We start from the raw sequence: 21,463 nt of genomic DNA on the forward strand, positions 1-21,463 counted from the left end.
GCTTTATCGCTCCTTACAGACCGGTGAGATAGAACACGAATCCGAGCGCAGCCACGCCGAATCCTAACCAGGTCACATGATGCGTCAGCAGAAAACGACCACGGGCCAGACTGTTTTCGACCAGCGATGCCAGAACGAAAATCACCAGCAGTTTTACCAGCATCAGTACCAGCGCCAGCAGCAGACTGCCTGCGGTCAGAACGGATGCACTGCCGAACGGGAAGAAAATCGAGAGAAACAGCACAGCCACAACCACCTGTTTCAGACCGATCCCCCATTTCACCAGCGCCAGACCGGAACCGGAGTACTCAGTCAGCGGCCCTTCCTGCAGTTCCTGCTCGGCTTCCGCGACGTCGAACGGGATTTTGCCCATTTCGATAAAGGTCGCAAAACCACAGGCCAGCATAGCCAGCAAGGTGGCGGTCGGTGATACCCAGCCCTGACTCATCACAGCACTGATGCTGCCGATATTGGTCGAACCGGCGATCAGCGCAACCACCAGCAGGCCGAGGAACAGAATCGGCTCCACCAGCACGCCGAGGGTCAGCTCACGGCTGGCACCGATACCGGCGAACGGGCTGCCGGTGTCCAGACCGGACAGGGAGAAGAAAAAGCGGAACAGCGCGAAAATATATAAAATGATGATGAGGTCGCCTGCCCCGCTGAACAGTGACGTTGTGGTCACAACCGGCAACGCCATCGCCAGCAGCAGCATGCTGCCGAGCAGCACATACGGCATCACCCGGAAAATAAATCCGGAATCACGCGGTGCCACAGACTGGCGTTTCAGTAATTTGATGATGTCACGGTAATCCTGCATAATGCCCGGCCCCTGACGGGAGTGCATTTTTGCGCGGATCTGACGGGAGATGCCGGTAAACAGCGGCGTCAGCAGCAGCAGGAAAATCGCCTGAACCACTGCGAAGAGCCCCGTCATCAATGTAGGTGTATCCTGAATCGACATGGTTTCTCTCCTTACGCCGCAATCACAACAAGCAGAACAACCAGCGCGGCCACGACATACAGACAGTAAAGTCTGAAATCCCCGCCCTGAAGGCACTGAATGCGTTTGGCGAAACGGTTAATCCCGCGCACCAGCGGATAAATAATACGTTCATCCCAGAATGGCTCGACTTTTCCGGCCCCGGCTTTGGTCACGTCCAGGGCGTGAGCCAGACGGGCTGACGGATCAAGCTGTTTGCGCATGCGGTACAGCGGTGCAAACATTGAGCGCAGCGGCTGGGTAAAGCCCCCGGCAGACACGGACATATCGCGTTCCCAGGCATAACCACACGCCCAGGCATCGCCTTTGCGGCGGAAGCTCATCTGTTTGCCTTTGAAGACCAGATAGATGATGAACGGGATCAGCGGCAGCGCCAGCAGCAACAGGAATGTCATGGCCGGTGAAATCATGGCCTGAGCGGCAGAATCCGGCACCAGCATCGCGCCCTGTGCCACCGTCACATCAGTGCCGGAGGTCAGGGTCATCGCCACTTTCGCCAGCACCGGTGCAATCACACTCGCACCGACACCCAGCAGCACACACACCACCGCCAAAATCAGCATTGCGGCAGTCATTGTCCACGGTACTTCGCGGGCATGGGTGGCGGCTTCACTGCGCGCACCGCCGCAGAAGCTGACACCGTATACTTTCACGAAACACATCGCCGCCAGTGCACCGGTGATCGCCAGCATCACGATGGCAATCGGACCACTGATTTTCATGATGAATGTGCCGTCATGGCTCATTGAAAACAGTGACTGATAGGTGTACCACTCACTGACAAAGCCGTTGAGCGGCGGTAATGCAGAAATCGCCATACAACCGATTAAGAACGCGGTTGCGGTCAGCGGCATCAGTTTGGCGAGGCCGCCCATTTTTTCCATATCACGGGTATGAATACGGTAAATCACCGCACCGGCACCGAGGAACAGCAGACCTTTAAACACCGCGTGGTTGAGCAGGTGATAAATCGCGCCGAGCAGACCAATCGTCGCCAGCACCGGCATATCATTCGCCATACCGACCATTGCCACACCGACGCCCATCAGGATAATCCCGATGTTTTCCACGGTGTGCCACGCCAGCAGACGTTTGATATCATGCTCCGCCAGCGCATACATAACACCGAGAACAGAAGAGACCGCGCCGAAGCCCAGTACCACGATACCCCACCAGCACTGGGTTGCCCCCAGCAGGTCGATACCGACTTTAATAATCCCGAAGATACCGATTTTCACCATCACACCGGACATCAGTGCGGAGGCGTGGGACGGTGCCGCCGGGTGAGCCTGCGGCAGCCAGCTGTGCAGCGGTAACATCCCCGCTTTGGCACCGAAGCCGAAGAAGCCCAGCAGGAAGACCACAGAGGCCATTGCCGGTGACAATGAAAGCTGACGGAAAGAATCGAAATCCAGACTGCCGCTTTCGCGCCACATCAGGAAGAAGGCGATCATGATCAGCACGGAACCGGCGTGGGCAATAAAGAAGTAGAGCAGACCGGCGCGGATGGATTTGTCATCCTGATCCGCAATCACCAGGAACCAGGAGGCCAGTGACATCATTTCAAACAGAATGATGAACCAGAAGGCGTTATCCATCACCACCAGGGCAACCATGGAGGCGATAAACAGGTTCAGGAAGAAACCCATGCTCCACGCGCCGCGTCCCAAATATTCCTGCACATAGTTCAGGGAATAGAGGGCGCTGACGGTCACCAGCAGCGAAATCACCATCACCATAAAGGCAGCGAGACTGTCGAGGCGGACGACAAAATGGGCGAACGGGAAAGGTCCCTGAGCGAAAAACGTCAGTGTTTCGCCGCTCATCAGCACCGGAACGGCACTGAATAAACCAAGGATCCCGCCGGCAATCGCCGTGATCCCGGCAACATACACCGCCATTTTTTCCTGCTGTTTAAACAACAGCGAAATAAACCCCCCGGCGGTATACAGGGCAACGGACCATAAGAGTAATTCAAGAGATGTCATTTGCGGCTCTCCTGTCCTGAGACGAAAATGTCGAACTCCGGCGGCATCGCATCGACAGATGCGGTACGGCGTTTCGCACTTTCGTTTTCCAGCTGATTCTCTTCAACGAGATGGAGGGCATCGGTCGGGCACACTTTCACACACGCCGGGCCTTCTTCACTGAAATCACACAAATCGCATTTCACCGCGATATTACGGATACCGGCATTCCATGCCAGGAACGGGTTCATGGTCGGCAGACTGTCCGGCACATCCAGCAGCATCTCTTTCGGCACATACTGCTCAAAGAAGTCCGGCATATCGACAGGTTTACTGCCTGACGGGGTAATAGCCCCGAACGGACAGACCAGACCGCACAATTTACAGCCGATGCACAGGCTTTCATTCAGCACGATCATGCCCTTTTCGTGTGTAATGGCATTCACCGGACACACACGGGCACACGGAGCATCATCACACTGACGACAAAGCATCGGCGCGGTCAGTTCCCCGATTTTCACCACATTCAATCTCGGATGTGTTTGTAATCCCTGCTGTTTATGCGTCTCAGAACAGGCCGCCATACAGGTATTACATCCGATACAAAGATGCGGGTCGGCAATAACAAAGCGATTCATTCGCCCCACCCTCCAGAAAAATCAGACGAGTCATATAGTTTGATACCCTTGTTAAGCATTTTTCATGCCATATGTAAAAACGGCTGTTTATCAGTATATTGTCGTGATTTTCAGGCGCGGATAACTGTCGGTTCGACACTAATGACGACAAAAATGTCATACGGTCTGCTGTCATCAGTTATGATGCAGATGATTAATGAATAAATATTGAACCAAGTAACTAATCGTTTCTCTAACTCTCTTTAGCGATGAAGTGATGTACCTGATGCCAATACGTCCGTTATTAAACACACTACGAAATGAATGTGTTGTTTCTGCTGTTCTTGCCCTGTTTCTGGGCTTTTTCCTGAACTACACCGTCTATTTTTCCCGCACTCAGAATCAGTTATTACTGAGCGGTGACTATGGTTCCCTTTATCTGATTGCTGAAATTTTTGTCAATGTTCTGTTCAGCTTCTTCTTATTCCGGCTGATTGCTCAGACCGGGCTGCTGAGTTTTAAAATTCTCACCAGCTTTATTATCCTGGTCAGTATCGCCGTCAGTTATTACGTGATGTTTTATGACGTGATTATCGGTTACGGAATTTTAGTCTCCACCCTGGCCACAGACAGTGTTGAACTGTCACAGGAAGCGGTCGGCGGGCATTTTTATCTCTGGTTTTCGCTGCTTTCCGTTCCGGCTTTATTTCTGATCTGGTCGGCAAAAAAAACACGCATACAAACAGCATCACGCCGCCGGGCACTCGCTCTGTTTACGTTTGTTGTTATTCCGGTTGTGATTTTCGGTTATTTAAAACTGGCGGATGCCAATCAGAAAAAAATTGAAATGAACGGCACTATTGATGTGTCGAGTTATGGCGGAGAGCTGAGTTACTCTTATTTACCAACCAACTGGATTGTGCCGCTGGTACAGTATGCGGTAGTCAAATATGACGACACCTTTAATGAAATTGATTTATTCGATCCGGCCGATGAATTTACTTATACCCCGGCACCGCAGAATGACGATTTATATGTGGTTTTTGTGATTGGCGAAACCGCCCGCTGGGATCATATGCAGTTACTCGGTTATGAACGGGAAACAACGCCATTATTATCCGCCGATAAAAACGTTATCGCCTTTAAAGGCCGCTCCTGTGATACCTCCACCAAATTATCACTGCGTTGTATGTTTGTGCGTGAAGGCGGCGTAAAAGATAACGAACAGCGGACAGTCACCGAAAATAATGTTTTCTCGGTAATGAAACAGAACGGGTTTTATTCCGAACTATTTTCCATGCAAAGTGAAGTCTGGTTCTATAACCGGCTCGACCTGGATAACTATCTGATCCGTGAAATGATCACCGCTCAGAACAGAACGCCGGGCAAAGCTATCCGTGATGAATTACTGATGGACGAAGTTGATGATATGCTCGCCCGTAAAAAGCAGGGGCAGAACCTGATCATTTTACATACCAAAGGCTCACATCATCTTTATTCCAAACGCTATCCGCCTGAATTCCGCAAATATATGCCGGAATGTACAGATACGGGCACCAAATGCAGTGTGCAGGAAGAAATTAACGCCTACGATAATTCGATCTTATATACCGATCATTTGCTGCATGAACTGACAGAAAAATTAAAAGACAAAAATGCGATTGTCTTTTATACCTCCGACCACGGGGAATCCCTGGGCGAAAATAACGGGATGCAGCTGCACGGCACACCACGGCATATTGCCCCGCCGGAGCAGTTCCGTGTACCGTTTATTGTCTGGATGTCGGATACCTACATCAATAATAACCCGTCCCTGTTTGATAACCTGAAAGAAAACAGCCGGACACGGACATTTTTCCATCATGAGTTATTTGACAGTATTCTCGGCTGTTCCGGCGTGACATCACCGGATGGCGGAATTAATAATAAAAATAATCTCTGCTATCGGTGATACAGTACCCTCATCCGCTGATTAGAGAGAGAATTTAAGGATGAGGAAAACAGTTACCCTGCTGGCGCTCTGCCTGCCGCTGTCCGCAGCAATGGCAGACGACAGCAGTTGCACGGACGCCCGGCGTCAGACAAACCTGCAAAATGCCTATATCATGACCGGTCTGCCTCTCGGCGGGCCGGTAAAATCCGTCACGACCACGCGAAATAACAAACAAGAATCTTACGGCAGTAACGAAACCACCATCACATTATCCCCCTGCGGGGCAGTCACACAGTATCAGCAGAAAATGTATCATCTGAACAGCCCGGATATTTACCGGCGGTCACAAACCCAAAGTGACCCGGATAATCCGCTTCACCTGACCGGTACATCAGAAACCCGTTTCCACGATAAGCTGATGAAATCACAGACAGACATAACACGGACAACGGATGATAAAGGACGAATTTCCGGTTATACCCTGCTGAACAAGAGCGGGGATGACGGGGATCAGGAGGATACCGTAGCTGTCCGTTTCACCTGGGAAAACGACCGGGTTCACAGCATGAATGAGGTGAATACGGATGGGAAAAAAGCAGAAAGCAGCCTGTATCACTATGATTCACAAGGCCGCCTGATCCACATTACCCGGGGAACAAGTGCCTCAGAAATCCGCTTTACTTACACTGATCAGCCATGGCCGTCAGTGATTCAGGTTGAGATCTACCGCGACAAGGAAGTCTTTAATGTGCTGACAGCACGCTGTGAACAATGGGATCATCACGGTAACTGCCTGCTGCAAAAAAATTATCTCACTGATTATTACGGCTATTCTGCGGATGACAATCCGGAGCCTGTCTTACAGACCATCCAGCGTTACCGCTATGAATATTACTGAGTACAAAAAAACCGCCGCTGATTCAGCGGCGGTTTTGCAATTCATCAAGTAATCTTATTTCACGCGGGAAACGTATTCACCTGAACGGGTGTCAACTTTGATTACTTCACCAATCTGTACGAACAGAGGCACTTTAACCACCGCACCGGTGCTCAGGGTCGCTGGTTTACCGCCGGTACCGGCAGTATCACCTTTCAGGCCCGGATCGGTTTCCGTGATTTCCAGCTCAACAAAGTTCGGCGGGGTAACCGCGATAGGACGGCCGTCCCACAGAGTAACGATGCATTCAGCCTGGTCGATCAGCCATTTGGCGTTATCACCGATAGCTTTCTCATCCGCAGCCAGCTGCTCGAAGGTTTCGTTGTTCATGAAGTGCCAGAACTCACCGTCGTTATACAGGTAAGTCAGGTTCAGATCCATGACATCAGCGCCTTCCGCAGAGTCTGTTGATTTGAAGGTTTTCTCCAGCAGTTTGTTGGAGATCAGTTTACGCAGACGTACACGGGCGAATGCCTGACCTTTACCCGGTTTAACAAACTCACTTTCAACAACCACGCAAGGTTCGCCGTCTAACATAATTTTAAGACCTTGGCGAAATTCGTTGGTACTATAAGTAGCCATGGAAATCCTCTAATTTTAAATAAATGGCATAGCCAAAAAAATGGTCGATATTGTAACCCAAAAACAACCCGCCCGAGAAGTCTGGCTGCATCAACTCACTGATTCTGTCACTAACCCAACAGAACTGCTGGCAATATTAGGTCTGGAACAGGACGAAAACTGGCGTGCCGGTGCTGATGCCCGCCGGTTGTTTGCTCTGCGTGTCCCCCGTCCTTTTATCGCCAAAATGGAAAAAGGCAATCCGCGCGATCCGTTATTACTTCAGACCATGACACACAGGGCTGAATTTGACCTGACCCCGGGGTTCTCTGACGATCCGCTGGATGAACAACACAGTGTTGTTCCGGGACTACTGCATAAATATCACAACCGGGCATTGCTGTTAGTAAAAGGCGGGTGCGCGGTCAACTGCCGCTACTGTTTCCGCCGTCACTTCCCGTATGAGGACAATAAAGGCACCAGACATAACTGGCAGCAGGCGCTCGATTATATCGCTAACCATCCTGAACTCAATGAAATCATTTTCTCCGGCGGTGATCCGCTGATGGCAAAAGACCATGAGCTGGACTGGCTGCTGACGCAACTGGAAGCGATTCCCCATATTCAGCGGCTGCGTATTCACAGCCGTCTGCCGGTCGTGATCCCTGAACGCATCACACCGGGACTGATCGCGCGTTTCCGCGATTCACGGCTACAGATAATTTTAGTCACACATATCAATCACGCGAATGAAATCGACGATGCATTGAAAGAAAAAATGAATCAGTTGCGTGAAAGCGGCGTTACCCTGCTCAATCAGAGCGTTCTGCTGCGTGATGTGAATGACAATGCAGAGGTGCTGGCACAGCTCAGTAACGCGCTGTTTGACGCCGGTATTCTGCCTTATTACCTGCATGTGCTGGATAAAGTACAGGGTGCGGGACATTTTCTGATCAGTGATGACGAAGCCCGCCGCATCATGCACGATCTTCTGCCGCGTGTTTCCGGGTATCTGGTACCGCGTCTGACCCGGGAAATCGGCGGAGAACCGAGTAAAACGCCGATCGATCTCCGTCTGCGTCAGAGCTGAGTATTACCCCGTAAACACAGTCATCTGAAGAAATAGTATTTTACAGGCACCTTCAGACAGGTTAAATTACGCTCATTGTGTATTATGGAGTACAGATTATGACGGACTTTTTAACCTCAAACCAGGCCGCGTGGGATAAACAGGCGGAACAGCAGCAGGCGTGGTCAACACCGGTCAGCGCGGAGCTGATTGCAGCTGCCAGACAAGGGAAATGGGATGTGCATCTCACCCCGCTGCCGCTGCCGAAAACCTGGCTGGGGGATGTGAAAGGCAAACGCATTCTCTGTCTGGCCTCTGCTGGTGGTCAGCAGGCCCCGGTACTGGCTGCCGCCGGTGCTGATATAACGGTGTTTGATTTATCAGATAAACAGCTTGAACATGATCGTCAGGTTGCTCAGCGCGACGGGCTGACACTGCAGGCGGTACAGGGCGACATGCGGGATCTCAGCGCATTTGCGGATGGTACTTTTGACTGCGTGTTCCATCCGATTTCCAATCTGTATATCCCGGATGTGAACCCGGTATGGCGTGAATGCCACCGTGTACTGAAAACCGGCGGCACACTGCTGGCCAGTTTCTTTAATTCAGTGGTCTTTGTCGGCGATCGTGATGCGAAATACCGTGAAGAAGGCATTATCAAACCGGCGTATAAAATGCCGTTTTCTGAACTGGCAGCCTTAACACCAGAGCAGGTGGCAGAGAAGCAGGCACGGCAGGAGGCTTTTGTGTTTGGTCATTCCCTGACGGATTTAATCGGCGGACAACTGAAAGCCGGTTTTCATCTGACGGATTTTTATGAGGACTGGCAACCGAACCCGCGTTTTGTTATCGATAATTACCTGCCGACATTTATTGCCACTGCGGCAGTGAAGATTGGCTGAGATTCCGTGCGTTTTCGTAAATACAGATACAACAAACCGTGATTACGGTGCCATGCTGATAACCGGTAAAAGCAGAAAGTCGCTGTGAACACATCCATGGCCCGCATGCTTTCTGTTCTTTTTTACCTGTTACCTGTGCTTTCTGCATCTGAATAAAAAAACCACCAGTTAATTTTAACGGCGGTTTTTTATCAGAATCTCAGGATTTCGCTAAATCATTTCGTTCAGAGCAAGGCGGCAAGCTAAGAGGCACGGAGAGCATACATCAGTATGTGACCCGGGCCGCTGAGCGCAGCCAACGCCGCTATGGACGGAAGGATGACGCGAAATTATGGGCACTTAAAAACCTGACCAGTAAGCTTGCTATCCACCGGGATCAGGCTGGACACAATGGCTGACTCAGCCGGGCTGCCGAGACCATAAATCACATTACCGCCCATTGCGGCGGCTTTGTTACGCAGGTCATTTGCCGCACCGCGCATAGAGCTGCTTTCGTTACCGACACCGGTCATCCAGTTGCTCTGTACACCGGTAACTTCACCTAATTTCTGACATTCTGCCGGTGGCTGCTCTTCGGAAAAGCGGACCTGTGATCCGGCGGAGCTCAGTTCGTTCGTGGTCGTACAGCCTGCCAGTAATAACAGTGCCAGCGCACCGGGTAACATTTTAATCCGCATAGTTTTCCTCATTCACGGTTGGAAAAAATTTATACAGCTAATTTAACCACTTTGTGGCAGCGACTTCAAAAACTAATCACTGAAAACCACCTGCTGATCGCAATCAGCCGCAAATTATGCATAAAAAAACCGGCACCTGAGTTTCCTCAGAGTGCCGGTTTGGTTTTCCCTGTGTCAGCCCGGTAATTTACTGATAGTCTTTTTTAATTTTCTGAGCAGCATCTGAACCGCGTTTTGCTTCTTTTTCGGCGATTTCGACAGACAGACCAATATACGCGCGCGGATCTAACATCGCTTTGATTTCTTCATTGCTGAAGGCGGCGGTAATGGTGTCGTTTTTCGTCAGGTTTGTGTAGAAATCCTCACCATCCGCGGCGGTTTTGATCGCTTCCTCATACAGTAATGAGTGAGCTTTATCTTTACCCAGCTTTTCCGCCATTTTCATCATCACGTACTCGGTGTTATCCAGCCCTTTGTTTCTCATGACGTTGTGCAGCATTCTCTCTTCATGAGGCACGATGGTTCTGGTGAGCTCTTCTGTTCTCAGCAGCACTTCGGTGGTCAGTTCGAGTGCTTCTTCGATCAGTCCGTCGAATAACATATAAGAGCTGCTGTCGCCCTCATACGGTCTGACGGCGGAGTACATGCCGACACCCGGCAGTGAGTACAGTTTCTGGGAATTCGCGATAATCCCTTTGGCCAGTTTCGGGTTAATTTTGTGCGGCATGGTGCTGCTGCCCACCGTGCCTTTGGTAAAGCCCTCGGAAACTTCCGCGATCTCTTCCAGCGTGGTGCTGTAAACTTCCTCACCGATTTTGTGGCAGATATTCGCCATCAGCGCCAGGTTCGCCATATACTCCAGTTTATGCGTACTCAGGTTGCGGGACGGCACTTCCATCGCATGCATGCCGGTCAGTTCAGCAACCCGCTTCTGGACTTCCAGACCGATACCCGGCATGGTGTTAAATGCCCCGACCGCACCGCCCATCATGATAGTGAATACCCGCTTTTCACACTCTTTCATGCGCTGGCTGCAATCAATAAAATCGCTGATCCACACCGCCACTTTGTAGCCGTAAGTGATAGGAATAGCATGACGCCCGTGTGTCCTGCCCGGCATCACCATGTGTTTGGTTTTTTCGGCAAGACGCGATAAATTTTCGAGGATCTCGCTTAACAGCAGCATAAATTTATTATGCACTGTTTTCATCATATACAGCTGCGAACTCTGCTGAATATTCTGGGTGGTAATACCGTAATGGATATACTTACCACTCTCTTCAGAACAGGCATTCACTAATACTTTTAAGAACGGTACGAAGCCATGACCGATTTTCTGATAGATACGGCTCATCTCTTCAAAATCGATATTCTCAATAACCGCCTTTTCTTTAATTTCATCGGCAGCAGACCGGGGAATAAACCCCAGTTCTGCCTGTGCCTGAGCTAACACTGATTCAAACATCAGCCAGGTAGTGTATTTGGCTTCATCTGACAGCAGCGCTTTTATGCCGCGGTCATCGATGGTTTTACTTTTAGAATCATATAAAGCTCTCATCATATATCCTTTTATTTCTTCATTGCTTCATCAACAGCGTTGCGGACAAATTCAACCTTCGGTCCGTAAACAACATGGACGTGGTTTGCCGATGGAAAGAAGAATGCAGTACATCCTGATTCCGACATTAATTCTTTATCAATCTTATTCACTTCTTCGATATCGATACGCATACGGGTAATACAGTTATCGACGTTGCGGATATTTTGTTTTCCGCCTAAAGCCTCGATAAGAATTTCCGCAATTTCACCATAACGTTTTTCTTTAATTAACGTGTTTTTCAGATTGCTGGATTCTTCACGGCCCGGCGTTTTAATATCAAACCGGAGGATAGCCCAGCGGAAGATAAAGAACGTCACCACCGCCAGACCGGTACCGATAAGCACCAGGAATATCCAGTTGGTGCGCTCGTACAGCAGGCCGAAAATCGTGAAATCGAAGATGGTTCCGCGGATATAACCAATCGCGACACCGGCAAATGACAGCAATACCGCACCAATCCCGACGATGATGGCATAAATTAAATACAGCAGCGGTGCGATAAACACGAAGGTAAATTCAAGCGGCTCCGTGACGTTACCGAGCATAGCGGTCAGTACCATCGTCACCAGCATGGATTTCACTTCCGCGCGGTTCTCTTTCTTCGATGTTTTATAGATAGCTAATGCGATTGCCGGGAACAGGAACAGCGTCACCAGCATTTGCTGCTGCGCCATAAAGCGCGTCAGGCTTGGCATCATCGCCCAGTATTCCGTTCCCGGGCCCTGTTTGAATAACACTTCAGTCAATGCCGGAACAACACCAACATAGGTTTGCCCGTCGATTACATAAGTACCGCCTGCTTCAGTAAATCTGAACAACACGTTCCAGACGTGGTGCAGACCGAACGGAATAAACAGACGCTCACCACCCGCCGTAAAGAACGGCCCGACAGGGCTGAGGAAGACAGCAGAGAGTTTCATCAGCCCCTGAACCAGCACTTCCCAGATAAACGGTAATGTCGCGCCGACCATGATCATCAGGCCGACCATAATGATGGAAACAGATTTTTTACCGGAGAAGAAGGCGAATGCAGTCGGCAGTTCAAGGTTATAGAACTTGTCCGTTGCCCACGCGGCAATCAGACCGGTGATGATCCCTCCGGCGGCACTGATATTTAAGGTCTGGATCCCCAGAACCTTAATTTGCCCCACCTGCCCCATAATGGCCGGATCCGCCAGTTTACCGGTGAGTACCAGCCAGATATTCATGGTGATAATCAGCGACAAATACCCCACCACAGAGGCAAAGACCGCGATCCCCTTATCACGCTGGCTCATCCCGTAGGCAACCCCCATGGCAAAGAGCAGCGGAATGTTGTCAAAAATAACCCCCGCAATAGAGCGGATGCTGACAAGCAGTGCGTTAACCGTTTCATTTCCGAGGAAAGGGAAGCGGGCGATCATGTAGGTCTGCACTAATGCACCGCTGATCCCCAGAATCATACCTATCGGAGCCAGAACCCCGATGGGCAGGAGCAGTGTCCGGCCAAAGCGCTGGATCGACTCCCCGAATTTTCTTTTAGCCATATTATTTTCCCTGCGACGAAGAATATTGATATTACCCGGAATACTAGCACTGCGTTTTTGAAATGAAATGATGGTACGGTTTTAAATATTATCTTAGGTCTTATATTATGACCCGGGTCATTCCCAGGTGATAATGACTTTAAAATCATAGCGATAATGATTTTTAAGACGTTCTGTTAATGATTTTTCGAACAAACAATTATTTTAAAAACAGCAGGAATTATTGAACGAAAAGCATTCAATTCAACTTAAGCTAAATAATGAGCGCATTTATTTACAGCAAACTTTCCAGCTCATTAATTAATAAATCCACCAGGATAAAAAATCCTGTTCTGGACTTTGAGTCATCCCGTTTGGTGTCATAACTGTCAGAGAAGCAAAAGAGAGTGTTATTTGCGTATGTTGTCAGTTCATTGGTGTGGAAGGCGGTCATACTGATGATATGGGCATCTTTCAGCTGAACGATTTTTGCGGTTTCAATGATCTTTTTGGTTCCGCCGGAGAGGGAGATAAAAATCACAGTGTCATCTTTGCTGACAAGACGGGTAAAGGAGTCAGAAAGGTTATAATCATTAATAAAAAAGCAGTGCAGCCCCAGCGAAAATAATAAATGCTCCAGATAGTAACCGACCGCCTTGCTGGTTCCCCGCGCCACCAGAAAGATATTCCGTGAACCGCGCAATGTTTTTGCACAATCGCGGATCTGCTCTTCATTAATCAGTGTGAAGGTCTTATGAATATTATTCTCGAGCTGTTTTTTATAGGATGCCGGTGCTTTTTTCTCTGCTTTATTTTGTGAGAGGATATGATTGTTAATCTGAAATTTAAGTTCTTTAAACCCGCTGAAACCTAATTTCTGCGATAAATTGATAATCACCGTTTTGGACACAAACGTTTTGGCGACTAATTCATTAATATTCAGCCAGGGGATATCGGCAATATTTTCGGTAAGATATTTTAATACTTTCTTCTCACTGGCGGTTAAGTTATCGTAATTCTTCAGAAAATCCAGCATATCCGCACTCCCCCATTTCAGCAGCGATATCCTTCAATAGTACCTCATAATGATGATAAACAGTGGGATATTATGAAAGACAAACCGGACACACAAAAAAGCCTGTAACCACTTAAGGTTACAGGCTTTTTCAGCAAACAATTGCAGTCAGACTACATGATTACATCATGCCGCCCATACCGCCCATGCCGCCCATACCACCGGCTGCACCTAAATCCATTTTGTCGTCTTTAGGCAGTTCAGTGATCATCGCTTCAGTGGTGATCATCAGACCCGCGATAGAACCGGCGAACTGCAGAGCAGAACGGGTGACTTTAGTCGGATCCAGGATACCCATTGCGATCATGTCGCCGTATTCTTCGGTTGCTGCGTTGTAACCGTAGTTACCCTTACCGCCTTTCACGGTGTTAACAACAACAGATGGTTCTTCACCGGCGTTTTCAACGATCTGACGCATAGGTGCTTCCATTGCGCGCAGCGCAACACGGATACCCACGTTCTGATCTTCGTTATCACCGGTCAGCGCAGTCAGGGCAGCCGCAACGCGGACTAATGCAGTACCGCCACCGGCAACCACACCTTCTTCAACCGCTGCGCGGGTTGCATGCAGAGCATCGTCAACACGGGCACGTTTTTCTTTCATTTCAACTTCAGTTGCCGCACCGACTTTGATGACAGCAACACCGCCTGCCAGTTTCGCTACGCGCTCCTGCAGTTTTTCACGGTCGTAATCTGAGGTTGAATCTTCGATCTGCTGACGGATCTGACCAACGCGTGCTGCGATAGTCTCTTCGTCACCCACACCATCAATGATAGTGGTGGTATCTTTGTTGATAACGATACGTTTTGCCTGACCCAGGTCTTCCAGAGTCGCTTTTTCCAGCTCCATACCGATCTCTTCAGAGATAACAGTACCGTTGGTCAGGGTTGCGATATCCTGCAGCATCGCTTTACGACGGTCGCCGAAGCCCGGTGCTTTCACTGCAGCCACTTTCACGATACCGCGCATGGTGTTAACCACCAGTGTTGCCAGCGCTTCACCTTCAACATCTTCTGCGATGATCATCAGCGGTTTGCTTGCTTTGGCAACGCCTTCCAGAACCGGCAGCAGTTCACGGATGTTGGAGATTTTTTTGTCGACCAGCAGGATGTACGGGTTTTCTAATTCAACAGAACCGGTTTCCGGTTTGTTGATGAAATACGGGGAGAGGTAACCGCGGTCGAACTGCATACCTTCAACAACATCCAGTTCATCTTCCAGGCCGGTGCCTTCTTCAACAGTGATAACGCCTTCTTTGCCGACTTTATCCATTGCTTCTGCAATCAGTTTACCGACGGTTTCATCGGAGTTTGCAGAGATAGTACCTACCTGCGCGATTGCAGTGGTATCAGAGCATGGTGCAGACAGTTTTTTCAGTTCTTCAACGGCTGCAACAACGGCTTTATCGATACCGCGTTTCAGATCCATCGGGTTCATGCCCGCAGCAACGGCTTTCAGGCCTTCAGTGATGATAGACTGAGCCAGTACGGTTGCAGTGGTGGTACCGTCGCCCGCCGCGTCGTTCGCTTTGGAGGCAACTTCTTTCACCATCTGTGCGCCCATGTTTTCGAACTTGTCGTCCAGCTCGATTTCACGCGCAACAGACACACCATCTTTCGTGATAACCGGTGCGCCGAAAGATTTGTCTAACACAACGTTACGGCCTTTCGGACCTAAAGTGACTTTTACTGCGTCTGCCAGAACATTGACACCACGGAGCATTTTAACACGGGCGTCGTTACCGAATTTTACGTCTTTAGCTGCCATTATTTCTATTCCTTCGAATGCTTTTATGGTTTAAGAAGATCTGAGTACAACCAGTACGGTGTAATTATGCTTCGACAATCGCCAGGATGTCGCTTTCAGACATAATCAGCACTTCTTCATTATCAATTTTTTCAGCTTTTACGCCGTAACCATCATTGAAAATCACGATATCACCGACTTTAACGTCGAGTGGTTTCATTTCGCCGTTTTCCAGGATGCGACCGTTACCTACTGCCAGCACTTCACCACGGGTCGATTTACCTGCCGCTGTACCGGTCAGGACGATCCCGCCCGCTGATTTCGCTTCAACTTCTTTACGCTTAACAATAACACGGTCGTGCAAAGGACGAATTTTCATTGATAGATCTCCTGTAAAAAAATCCGTATCAAATAACGTGGATTAAAGGTTCAGGCCGGATACTAATACCATTGCCATGTTTGAGCAGATGGGGTCAGTGCCGGACAAGTTCAAGGGGACAGAGACGAAAAAAATACGAAATTTCACGGTCTCTGTCCAAACTGTTCAGATATCAGGGTTTATCCTGCGGATTATCATCGTTGTGCGATGCCGGTGACTGGTTGAGCCGCTGTGATGGTGTGTCCCCCCGGCGCTCAAACTCCCCTTCATAGACATTCCCCTGGTTTGCCGCGTTACCGGCGAACGGGTTCGTCCGCGGCTGATACACACGGATAAACGGCAGCACACGGGATACCAGCAGTTTTTGTACCGGCGGCAGCAGCAGCAACAGCCCTAAGAAATCGGTGAAAAAGCCCGGCAGAACCAGCAGGATCCCGGCCAGCACCAGAGAAACGCTTTTGATCATTTCTGCCGCCGGGCTTTCACCCGCCTGAATTTTCTGCTGAATCAGACTCAGATTACGCATTCCCTGGTTGCGCACCAGAGACACGCCGAGACAGGATGTCAGCACCACCAGCACCAGTGTCATAAACACACCGATGGCGGATGCCACATGAACAAATATGACCGCCTCAATATAAATCAGCAGACAAATGAGGATAAGGGGTAACCAACGCATAACGTCTTCCTTATGTGGTGCACTGTGATGTAAAAAACCGCCCCTTTGTCAGCCTTTGTGAACTACTTCTAAGAGACGCGCTGTAAATTCGATTTTTAGTCATAGATGTTCATAATGATGGGGTCATTTTCGATGTTTTCAAGCGCCGCATGTGCCGGAATCGCACATGATATTTGTGATTTATCGCACATAAGAGTGATAATAGTGCAAACATTTCAGTTAATAAGTGATCTGGCTAAAAGGATTCAACGCAAATTCAGCATATCATCACTGCGAATGCAATAAACTAAGTGATACTCACTATTAATATCGGACAAAATAATATAATTGCTGTTCTTACTATTAAGTAAGGCAACCATTCAATCAAAGAAGGTTCTCATGTCAAATAATTTTCGTATCGAAGAAGACCTGCTGGGTAAACGCGAAGTGCCGGACGATGTGTACTATGGTGTCCATACACTGCGGGCTATCGAAAATTTCTATATCAGCGACCGTACAATCAATGATGTCCCGGAATTTATCCGTGGCATGGTGATGGTGAAAAAAGCCGCTGCCATGGCGAATAAAGAACTCCACACTATTCCGCGTGCCATTGCGGATACCATTATCAAAGCCTGCGATGAAGTCCTGATCCACGGTAAATGTATGGATCAGTTCCCTGTGGATGTTTTCCAGGGCGGTGCCGGTACCTCACTGAACATGAATACAAACGAAGTGCTGGCAAATATCGGTCTGGAACTGATGGGCCACAAAAAAGGGGAATATGAGTTCCTTAACCCGAACGACCACCTGAACAAAGCGCAGTCCACCAACGACGCTTACCCGACCGGCTTCCGTATCGCCGTCTACAATTCAATCAGCCAGCTGATTAAATCTGTTGAGTATCTGAAAGGCACCTTTGATGCCAAATCCGATGAATTCAAAGACATTCTGAAAATGGGCCGCACCCAGTTACAGGATGCCGTTCCGATGACATTAGGCCAGGAATTCCATGCCTTTGCTGTCCTGATGAAAGAAGAAATCAAAAACCTGCATCACACCGCTCAGCTGGTGCTGGAAGTTAACCTTGGTGCCACCGCGATTGGTACCGGGCTGAACACCGCACCGGGTTATCAGAAACTGGCGGTGGAGAAACTGGCGGAAGTCACCGGTCTGCCGTGTGTACCGGCAGAAGACCTGATTGAAGCCACCTCTGACTGCGGTGCTTACGTGATGCTGCACAGCGCGCTGAAACGCCTGGCGATGAAACTCTCCAAAATCTGTAATGACCTGCGTCTGCTCTCTTCCGGTCCGCGTGCGGGTCTCAAAGAGATCAATCTGCCGGAAATGCAGGCGGGTTCTTCTATCATGCCGGCTAAAGTGAACCCGGTGATTCCGGAAGTGGTAAACCAGGCCTGTTTCAAAGTCATTGGTAACGATGTGTGCGTCACTATGGCGGCCGAAGCGGGTCAGTTACAGCTGAACGTGATGGAACCGGCTATCGGTCAGGCCATGTTTGAATCTATCTCTCTGCTGAGCAACGCCTGCCGCAATCTGGGTGAAAAATGCGTTTCCGGTATTACGGCCAACAAAGAAATTTGTGAAGCGTATGTATTCAATTCTATCGGTATCGTGACCTACCTGAACCCGTTCATCGGTCACCATAACGGGGATATCGTCGGTAAGATTTGCGCGGAAACCGGCAAGAGCGTACGCGAAGTGGTTCTGGAGCGCGGCCTGCTGACAGAAGCTGAGCTGGACGATATTTTCTCGATTGATAACTTAAAAAACCCAGCCTATAAAGCAAAGCGTTTTGATGATTAATATAATAATAAGAAATACATAGAACACAAAAGCACGTCATCGCAAGGTAACGTGCTTTTTTATTACCCTACTACAAAAATTTAACATTTTTCTACGGGATTTTACAGGAGCACTTATGCTAGCCATCGAATTTATTATCGTACTGCTGGCCATTTATCTCGGGGCTCGCCTCGGAGGGATAGGTATCGGTTTTGCCGGCGGACTGGGGGTTCTCGCCCTCGCCGCCATCGGCGTGAAACCGGGCAGTATCCCGTTCGACGTGATCTCCATTATAATGGCTGTAATCGCTGCAATCTCTGCCATGCAGGTCGCGGGCGGACTGGATTATCTGGTTCAGCAGACTGAAAAACTGCTGCGCCGCAATCCGCGCTATATCACCATCCTCGCCCCGATCGTTACCTATTTTCTGACACTGTTTGCCGGCACCGGTAATATTTCACTGGCGACCCTGCCGGTGATCACCGAAGTTGCCAAAGAACAGGGGATTAAACCTTCCCGTCCGCTTTCCACTGCTGTTGTGGCGGCACAGATTGGGATCACCGCATCACCGATTTCAGCGGCGGTGGTGTATATGTCATCGGTCATGGAGCCGATGGGCGTCAGTTATCTGCATTTGCTGATGATCCTGCTGCCATCCACCTTTGTTGCGATCATCCTGATGTCCTTTATTGTCTCCTGGCTGTTTGATGACAAACTTGCTGATGACCCGGTCTTTAAGAAACGCCTTGCCGAAGGTGTGGTGGAACTGAACCGCAGTGAAAAAGCCGCCATCAAACCGGCTGCCAAGCTGTCTGTTCTCCTGTTCCTGCTCGGTGTCCTGTCTGTTGTGGTCTTTGCGGTTGTCAACAGTAAGAGTGTCGGTCTGCTGTCTGAACCGATTATGACAACCACTAACGCCATCCTGATTATCATGCTCAGTGTCGCGACACTTATCACCCTGATTTGTAAGGTAGAGACAGATATCATCCTGAACTCCAGTACCTTTAAAGCCGGGATGAGCGCCTGTATCTGTATCCTGGGTGTGGCGTGGCTGGGCGATACCTTCGTTCAGGCGAACCTGGACTGGATCAAACTGACTGCCGGTGATTTAATCACGCAGCATCCGTGGCTGCTGGCGGTTATTTTCTTCTTCTGTTCTGCCCTGCTCTATTCACAGGCCGCCACCGCCAAAGCACTGATGCCGATGGCGCTGGCGCTGGGTGTCACACCACTGACTGCCATTGCCTCTTTCTCAGCGGTTTCCGGCCTGTTTATCCTGCCGACCTACCCGACACTGGTCGCGGCGGTTCAGATGGATGACACCGGGACCACCCGTATCGGCAAACTGGTCTTCAACCACCCGTTCTTTATCCCGGGCACCATTGGTGTTGCCCTGTCGGTCTGCTTCGGCTTCCTGATCGGCAGTATTGTTCTGTAATTCCCTGCAATCTCAATCCGCCCTCCCGGGCGGATTTTATTTTTCTGCGTCTCTCGCCTTTCCCCGGTACTCACGTTATTCTGGATTATATGCCTCTATCAGGGAGAACCTGCTGTGCAACGTGAAGACGTCCTCAATCAGGCACTGAGTCTGCTGGAAAACCGCGGCCTTCTGATGTCTGAAGCCACCCTCAACGATAACCTGGACATTGATCCCGAACGCCTGCGGATTTTCTGGCCGACCCGTAATGACCTGCTCTACGACTGCCTGCGTTACCACGGTAATCAGATTGATATCTGGCAGCGCCGCGTTCTGCTGGATGAGTCTCTGTCCTGTGAAGACAAACTGCTTGCCCGTTACACGGCACTGGCGGAACGTGTCAGGGAAAACCGTTTTCCGGGATGCCTGTTTATTGCGGCCAGCAGCGCATTTCCTGATACGGATCACCCGATCCATCAGTTATCCCGCCAGCAGAAACAAAGTGCCTTTGCATTCACTACAGAGCTGCTCAGAGAGCTGGATATTGATGACTGTGATATGGTGGCCCGTCAGCTGGAACTGATTCTGGAAGGATGCCTGAGCAAGCTGCTGATTTCCCGCAGCACCGGTGATATTGATACGGCCCGCCGGCTGGCGGAAGATGTGCTGACTATCGCCCGCTGCCGTAAAAATGGTGCACTCAGCTGATTTATTCATCACCTGCATAAATTGCGTCCGCATTCTGCATAAAAAGAGCACACTCACACTTTTTTTATGGTTTTTTGACAGAAAGGCATTGACGCAAACCACGGAATACGGTTTAATGCGCCCCGTTGCCCGGATAGCTCAGTCGGTAGAGCAGGGGATTGAAAATCCCCGTGTCCTTGGTTCGATTCCGAGTCCGGGCACCACTAATTCAGAACCCGCTTGTCAGTTAAACATGATGTTATTCTGACAGGTAAGGAAAAGAGCAAAACAAAACGTATCTAACATTGTTAACCGCGTTTAAATGAAAGCTCTTAAGAAACAGACTTGTTCCCGCAAGTCTGTTTTTTTATGCGTGCGAGTTTTACAGATCTTCTCCGTCAAAGTCAAACTCAGTCAGTCAATTCCCCCTTTGTGTACATCATGCCGTCCTGTCATCAAGAAACCGGGTTCCTTCTGCTGTCCGGAACAGATAAAAATCCAGTATTTCGGTCCGGTATGTCCGGTTAAAACGTTCGATAAAGGCATTCTGAGTCGGTTTACCCGGTTTAATAAATTCCAGTATTACTCCATGCTCTTCCGCCCGATGTGCCAGTGTCAGTGATATAAGCTCCGGACCATTATCCATCCGCATTTTCACCGGGTATCCGGTTTGTAAAAATACACCGTTCTGCTCAGCGATAAGGCCCGGCAGGCGTGACGGATGCTCATCGAATACTGTTCGATAAGGTAACTGACAAACCCCCGCTTTACCGCTGTTTTTAAAGCTTTTTTTCGATAACATCCTTCAGAGCCCGGCACTCAAGACTCAGGTCAGTAAACATCTGTTTTAAACGCCGGTTTTCCTCTTCAAGATCTTTTAATTTTTTAATATCAGACGCTTCCATTCCGCCGTATTTGGCTTTCCA

General features: G+C 49.5%; 18 protein-coding genes, 1 tRNA gene and 1 pseudogene. 8 read left to right on the forward strand and 12 right to left on the reverse strand.

Annotation, left to right across the window (positions count from 1 at the left end; all coding sequences use genetic code 11):
- Positions 1–13: 13 nt before the first annotated feature.
- Genes ACF8OF_RS10995 through ACF8OF_RS11005 form a run of 3 tightly spaced genes read right to left on the reverse strand, consistent with a single transcriptional unit; the run spans position 14 to position 3,608 of the window.
- Positions 14–964, reverse strand: coding sequence for a respiratory chain complex I subunit 1 family protein (locus tag ACF8OF_RS10995; protein ID WP_046893087.1), 951 nt, complete (start codon positions 962–964; stop codon positions 14–16).
- A gap of 11 nt (positions 965–975) precedes the next feature.
- Complete coding sequence (gene hyfB, locus ACF8OF_RS11000) at positions 976–2,991, reverse strand: hydrogenase 4 subunit B (RefSeq protein ID WP_392496604.1); 2,016 nt, start codon at positions 2,989–2,991, stop codon at positions 976–978.
- Positions 2,988–3,608 (reverse strand): 4Fe-4S dicluster domain-containing protein, encoded by a 621-nt coding sequence (locus ACF8OF_RS11005; protein WP_262860679.1) that lies wholly within the window; start codon positions 3,606–3,608, stop codon positions 2,988–2,990. The genes hyfB and ACF8OF_RS11005 overlap by 4 nt, the downstream gene beginning before the upstream one ends.
- Before the next feature lie 256 nt (positions 3,609–3,864).
- Here ACF8OF_RS11005 and eptB point away from each other — a divergent pair, with 256 nt between their 5' ends.
- Both eptB and ACF8OF_RS11015 read left to right on the forward strand, forming a co-directional pair.
- A complete protein-coding gene (gene eptB / locus ACF8OF_RS11010) occupies positions 3,865–5,538 on the forward strand; it encodes a kdo(2)-lipid A phosphoethanolamine 7''-transferase (RefSeq protein ID WP_392496605.1) in 1,674 nt (557 codons plus the stop codon).
- 40 nt (positions 5,539–5,578) lie between these two features.
- Complete coding sequence (locus tag ACF8OF_RS11015) at positions 5,579–6,418, forward strand: hypothetical protein (RefSeq protein ID WP_392496606.1); 840 nt, start codon at positions 5,579–5,581, stop codon at positions 6,416–6,418.
- Positions 6,419–6,472: 54 nt separating this feature from the next.
- Here the strand turns inward: ACF8OF_RS11015 and efp are convergent, their stop codons facing one another.
- The gene (efp, locus tag ACF8OF_RS11020) at positions 6,473–7,039 is read right to left on the reverse strand and encodes an elongation factor P (RefSeq protein WP_004234989.1); all 567 of its coding nucleotides are present in this window, start codon (positions 7,037–7,039) and stop codon (positions 6,473–6,475) included.
- Positions 7,040–7,079: 40 nt separating this feature from the next.
- Between efp and epmB the strand changes: the two genes are divergently transcribed.
- Positions 7,080–8,108: an EF-P beta-lysylation protein EpmB gene (epmB, locus tag ACF8OF_RS11025; RefSeq protein WP_279798282.1), complete on the forward strand. Its 1,029-nt coding sequence runs from the start codon at positions 7,080–7,082 to the stop codon at positions 8,106–8,108.
- A 98-nt stretch (positions 8,109–8,206) separates the two neighbouring features.
- Positions 8,207–8,989 (forward strand): class I SAM-dependent methyltransferase, encoded by a 783-nt coding sequence (locus tag ACF8OF_RS11030; RefSeq protein WP_392496607.1) that lies wholly within the window; start codon positions 8,207–8,209, stop codon positions 8,987–8,989.
- 329 nt (positions 8,990–9,318) lie between these two features.
- Here the strand turns inward: ACF8OF_RS11030 and ACF8OF_RS11035 are convergent, their stop codons facing one another.
- The 7 genes from ACF8OF_RS11035 to ACF8OF_RS11065 all read right to left on the reverse strand — a co-directional run bounded on the left by ACF8OF_RS11035 (position 9,319) and on the right by ACF8OF_RS11065 (position 16,651).
- A complete protein-coding gene (locus ACF8OF_RS11035; RefSeq protein ID WP_004234982.1) occupies positions 9,319–9,666 on the reverse strand; it encodes a DUF4156 domain-containing protein in 348 nt (115 codons plus the stop codon).
- A gap of 187 nt (positions 9,667–9,853) precedes the next feature.
- Positions 9,854–11,224, reverse strand: a complete 1,371-nt coding sequence (locus ACF8OF_RS11040) for an adenylosuccinate lyase family protein (RefSeq protein ID WP_262860687.1) — start codon at positions 11,222–11,224, stop codon at positions 9,854–9,856.
- An 11-nt stretch (positions 11,225–11,235) separates the two neighbouring features.
- Positions 11,236–12,792, reverse strand: a complete 1,557-nt coding sequence (locus tag ACF8OF_RS11045) for a PTS transporter subunit EIIC (RefSeq protein ID WP_262860673.1) — start codon at positions 12,790–12,792, stop codon at positions 11,236–11,238.
- Between the two features lie 274 nt (positions 12,793–13,066).
- Complete coding sequence (locus ACF8OF_RS11050; protein ID WP_392496608.1) at positions 13,067–13,807, reverse strand: MurR/RpiR family transcriptional regulator; 741 nt, start codon at positions 13,805–13,807, stop codon at positions 13,067–13,069.
- A gap of 160 nt (positions 13,808–13,967) precedes the next feature.
- The gene (gene groL / locus ACF8OF_RS11055; protein ID WP_004234968.1) at positions 13,968–15,614 is read right to left on the reverse strand and encodes a chaperonin GroEL; all 1,647 of its coding nucleotides are present in this window, start codon (positions 15,612–15,614) and stop codon (positions 13,968–13,970) included.
- A 64-nt stretch (positions 15,615–15,678) separates the two neighbouring features.
- Positions 15,679–15,972, reverse strand: coding sequence for a co-chaperone GroES (locus ACF8OF_RS11060; RefSeq protein ID WP_004240601.1), 294 nt, complete (start codon positions 15,970–15,972; stop codon positions 15,679–15,681).
- A gap of 172 nt (positions 15,973–16,144) precedes the next feature.
- Complete coding sequence (locus tag ACF8OF_RS11065; protein ID WP_025154712.1) at positions 16,145–16,651, reverse strand: FxsA family protein; 507 nt, start codon at positions 16,649–16,651, stop codon at positions 16,145–16,147.
- Between the two features lie 378 nt (positions 16,652–17,029).
- Between ACF8OF_RS11065 and aspA the strand changes: the two genes are divergently transcribed.
- The 4 genes from aspA to ACF8OF_RS11085 all read left to right on the forward strand — a co-directional run bounded on the left by aspA (position 17,030) and on the right by ACF8OF_RS11085 (position 20,761).
- Positions 17,030–18,454: an aspartate ammonia-lyase gene (gene aspA / locus ACF8OF_RS11070; RefSeq protein WP_262860670.1), complete on the forward strand. Its 1,425-nt coding sequence runs from the start codon at positions 17,030–17,032 to the stop codon at positions 18,452–18,454.
- A gap of 115 nt (positions 18,455–18,569) precedes the next feature.
- Complete coding sequence (locus ACF8OF_RS11075; RefSeq protein WP_262860669.1) at positions 18,570–19,871, forward strand: anaerobic C4-dicarboxylate transporter; 1,302 nt, start codon at positions 18,570–18,572, stop codon at positions 19,869–19,871.
- Positions 19,872–19,985: 114 nt separating this feature from the next.
- Complete coding sequence (locus ACF8OF_RS11080) at positions 19,986–20,558, forward strand: transcriptional regulator (protein WP_262881771.1); 573 nt, start codon at positions 19,986–19,988, stop codon at positions 20,556–20,558.
- A gap of 127 nt (positions 20,559–20,685) precedes the next feature.
- Positions 20,686–20,761: transfer RNA gene (locus ACF8OF_RS11085), tRNA-Phe, on the forward strand.
- Positions 20,762–20,988: 227 nt separating this feature from the next.
- On the opposite strand, the pseudogene ACF8OF_RS11090 reads toward ACF8OF_RS11085, so the two are convergent.
- Positions 20,989–21,463: pseudogene (locus ACF8OF_RS11090) on the reverse strand (integrase core domain-containing protein); the annotation flags it as partial.

Origin of the sequence: Morganella sp. TYF_1 (genome assembly GCF_043105645.1) — a bacterium.
GTDB lineage: Bacteria > Pseudomonadota > Gammaproteobacteria > Enterobacterales > Enterobacteriaceae > Morganella > Morganella morganii_B.

Bases quoted from the DNA above. Each gene is read 5' to 3' on its own strand.
- ACF8OF_RS11040 (WP_262860687.1), bottom strand. From the start codon at position 11,224: ATGAGAGCTTTATATGATTCTAAAAGTAAAACCATCGATGACCGCGGC.
- groL (WP_004234968.1), bottom strand. From the start codon at position 15,614: ATGGCAGCTAAAGACGTAAAATTCGGTAACGACGCCCGTGTTAAAATG.
- ACF8OF_RS11045 (WP_262860673.1), bottom strand. From the start codon at position 12,792: ATGGCTAAAAGAAAATTCGGGGAGTCGATCCAGCGCTTTGGCCGGACA.
- epmB (WP_279798282.1), top strand. From the start codon at position 7,080: ATGGTCGATATTGTAACCCAAAAACAACCCGCCCGAGAAGTCTGGCTG.
- ACF8OF_RS10995 (WP_046893087.1), bottom strand. From the start codon at position 964: ATGTCGATTCAGGATACACCTACATTGATGACGGGGCTCTTCGCAGTG.
- ACF8OF_RS11015 (WP_392496606.1), top strand. From the start codon at position 5,579: ATGAGGAAAACAGTTACCCTGCTGGCGCTCTGCCTGCCGCTGTCCGCA.
- ACF8OF_RS11065 (WP_025154712.1), bottom strand. From the start codon at position 16,651: ATGCGTTGGTTACCCCTTATCCTCATTTGTCTGCTGATTTATATTGAG.
- efp (WP_004234989.1), bottom strand. From the start codon at position 7,039: ATGGCTACTTATAGTACCAACGAATTTCGCCAAGGTCTTAAAATTATG.
- ACF8OF_RS11075 (WP_262860669.1), top strand. From the start codon at position 18,570: ATGCTAGCCATCGAATTTATTATCGTACTGCTGGCCATTTATCTCGGG.
- ACF8OF_RS11005 (WP_262860679.1), bottom strand. From the start codon at position 3,608: ATGAATCGCTTTGTTATTGCCGACCCGCATCTTTGTATCGGATGTAAT.
- ACF8OF_RS11060 (WP_004240601.1), bottom strand. From the start codon at position 15,972: ATGAAAATTCGTCCTTTGCACGACCGTGTTATTGTTAAGCGTAAAGAA.
- ACF8OF_RS11030 (WP_392496607.1), top strand. From the start codon at position 8,207: ATGACGGACTTTTTAACCTCAAACCAGGCCGCGTGGGATAAACAGGCG.
- ACF8OF_RS11035 (WP_004234982.1), bottom strand. From the start codon at position 9,666: ATGCGGATTAAAATGTTACCCGGTGCGCTGGCACTGTTATTACTGGCA.
- hyfB (WP_392496604.1), bottom strand. From the start codon at position 2,991: ATGACATCTCTTGAATTACTCTTATGGTCCGTTGCCCTGTATACCGCC.
- ACF8OF_RS11050 (WP_392496608.1), bottom strand. From the start codon at position 13,807: ATGCTGGATTTTCTGAAGAATTACGATAACTTAACCGCCAGTGAGAAG.
- eptB (WP_392496605.1), top strand. From the start codon at position 3,865: ATGTACCTGATGCCAATACGTCCGTTATTAAACACACTACGAAATGAA.
- aspA (WP_262860670.1), top strand. From the start codon at position 17,030: ATGTCAAATAATTTTCGTATCGAAGAAGACCTGCTGGGTAAACGCGAA.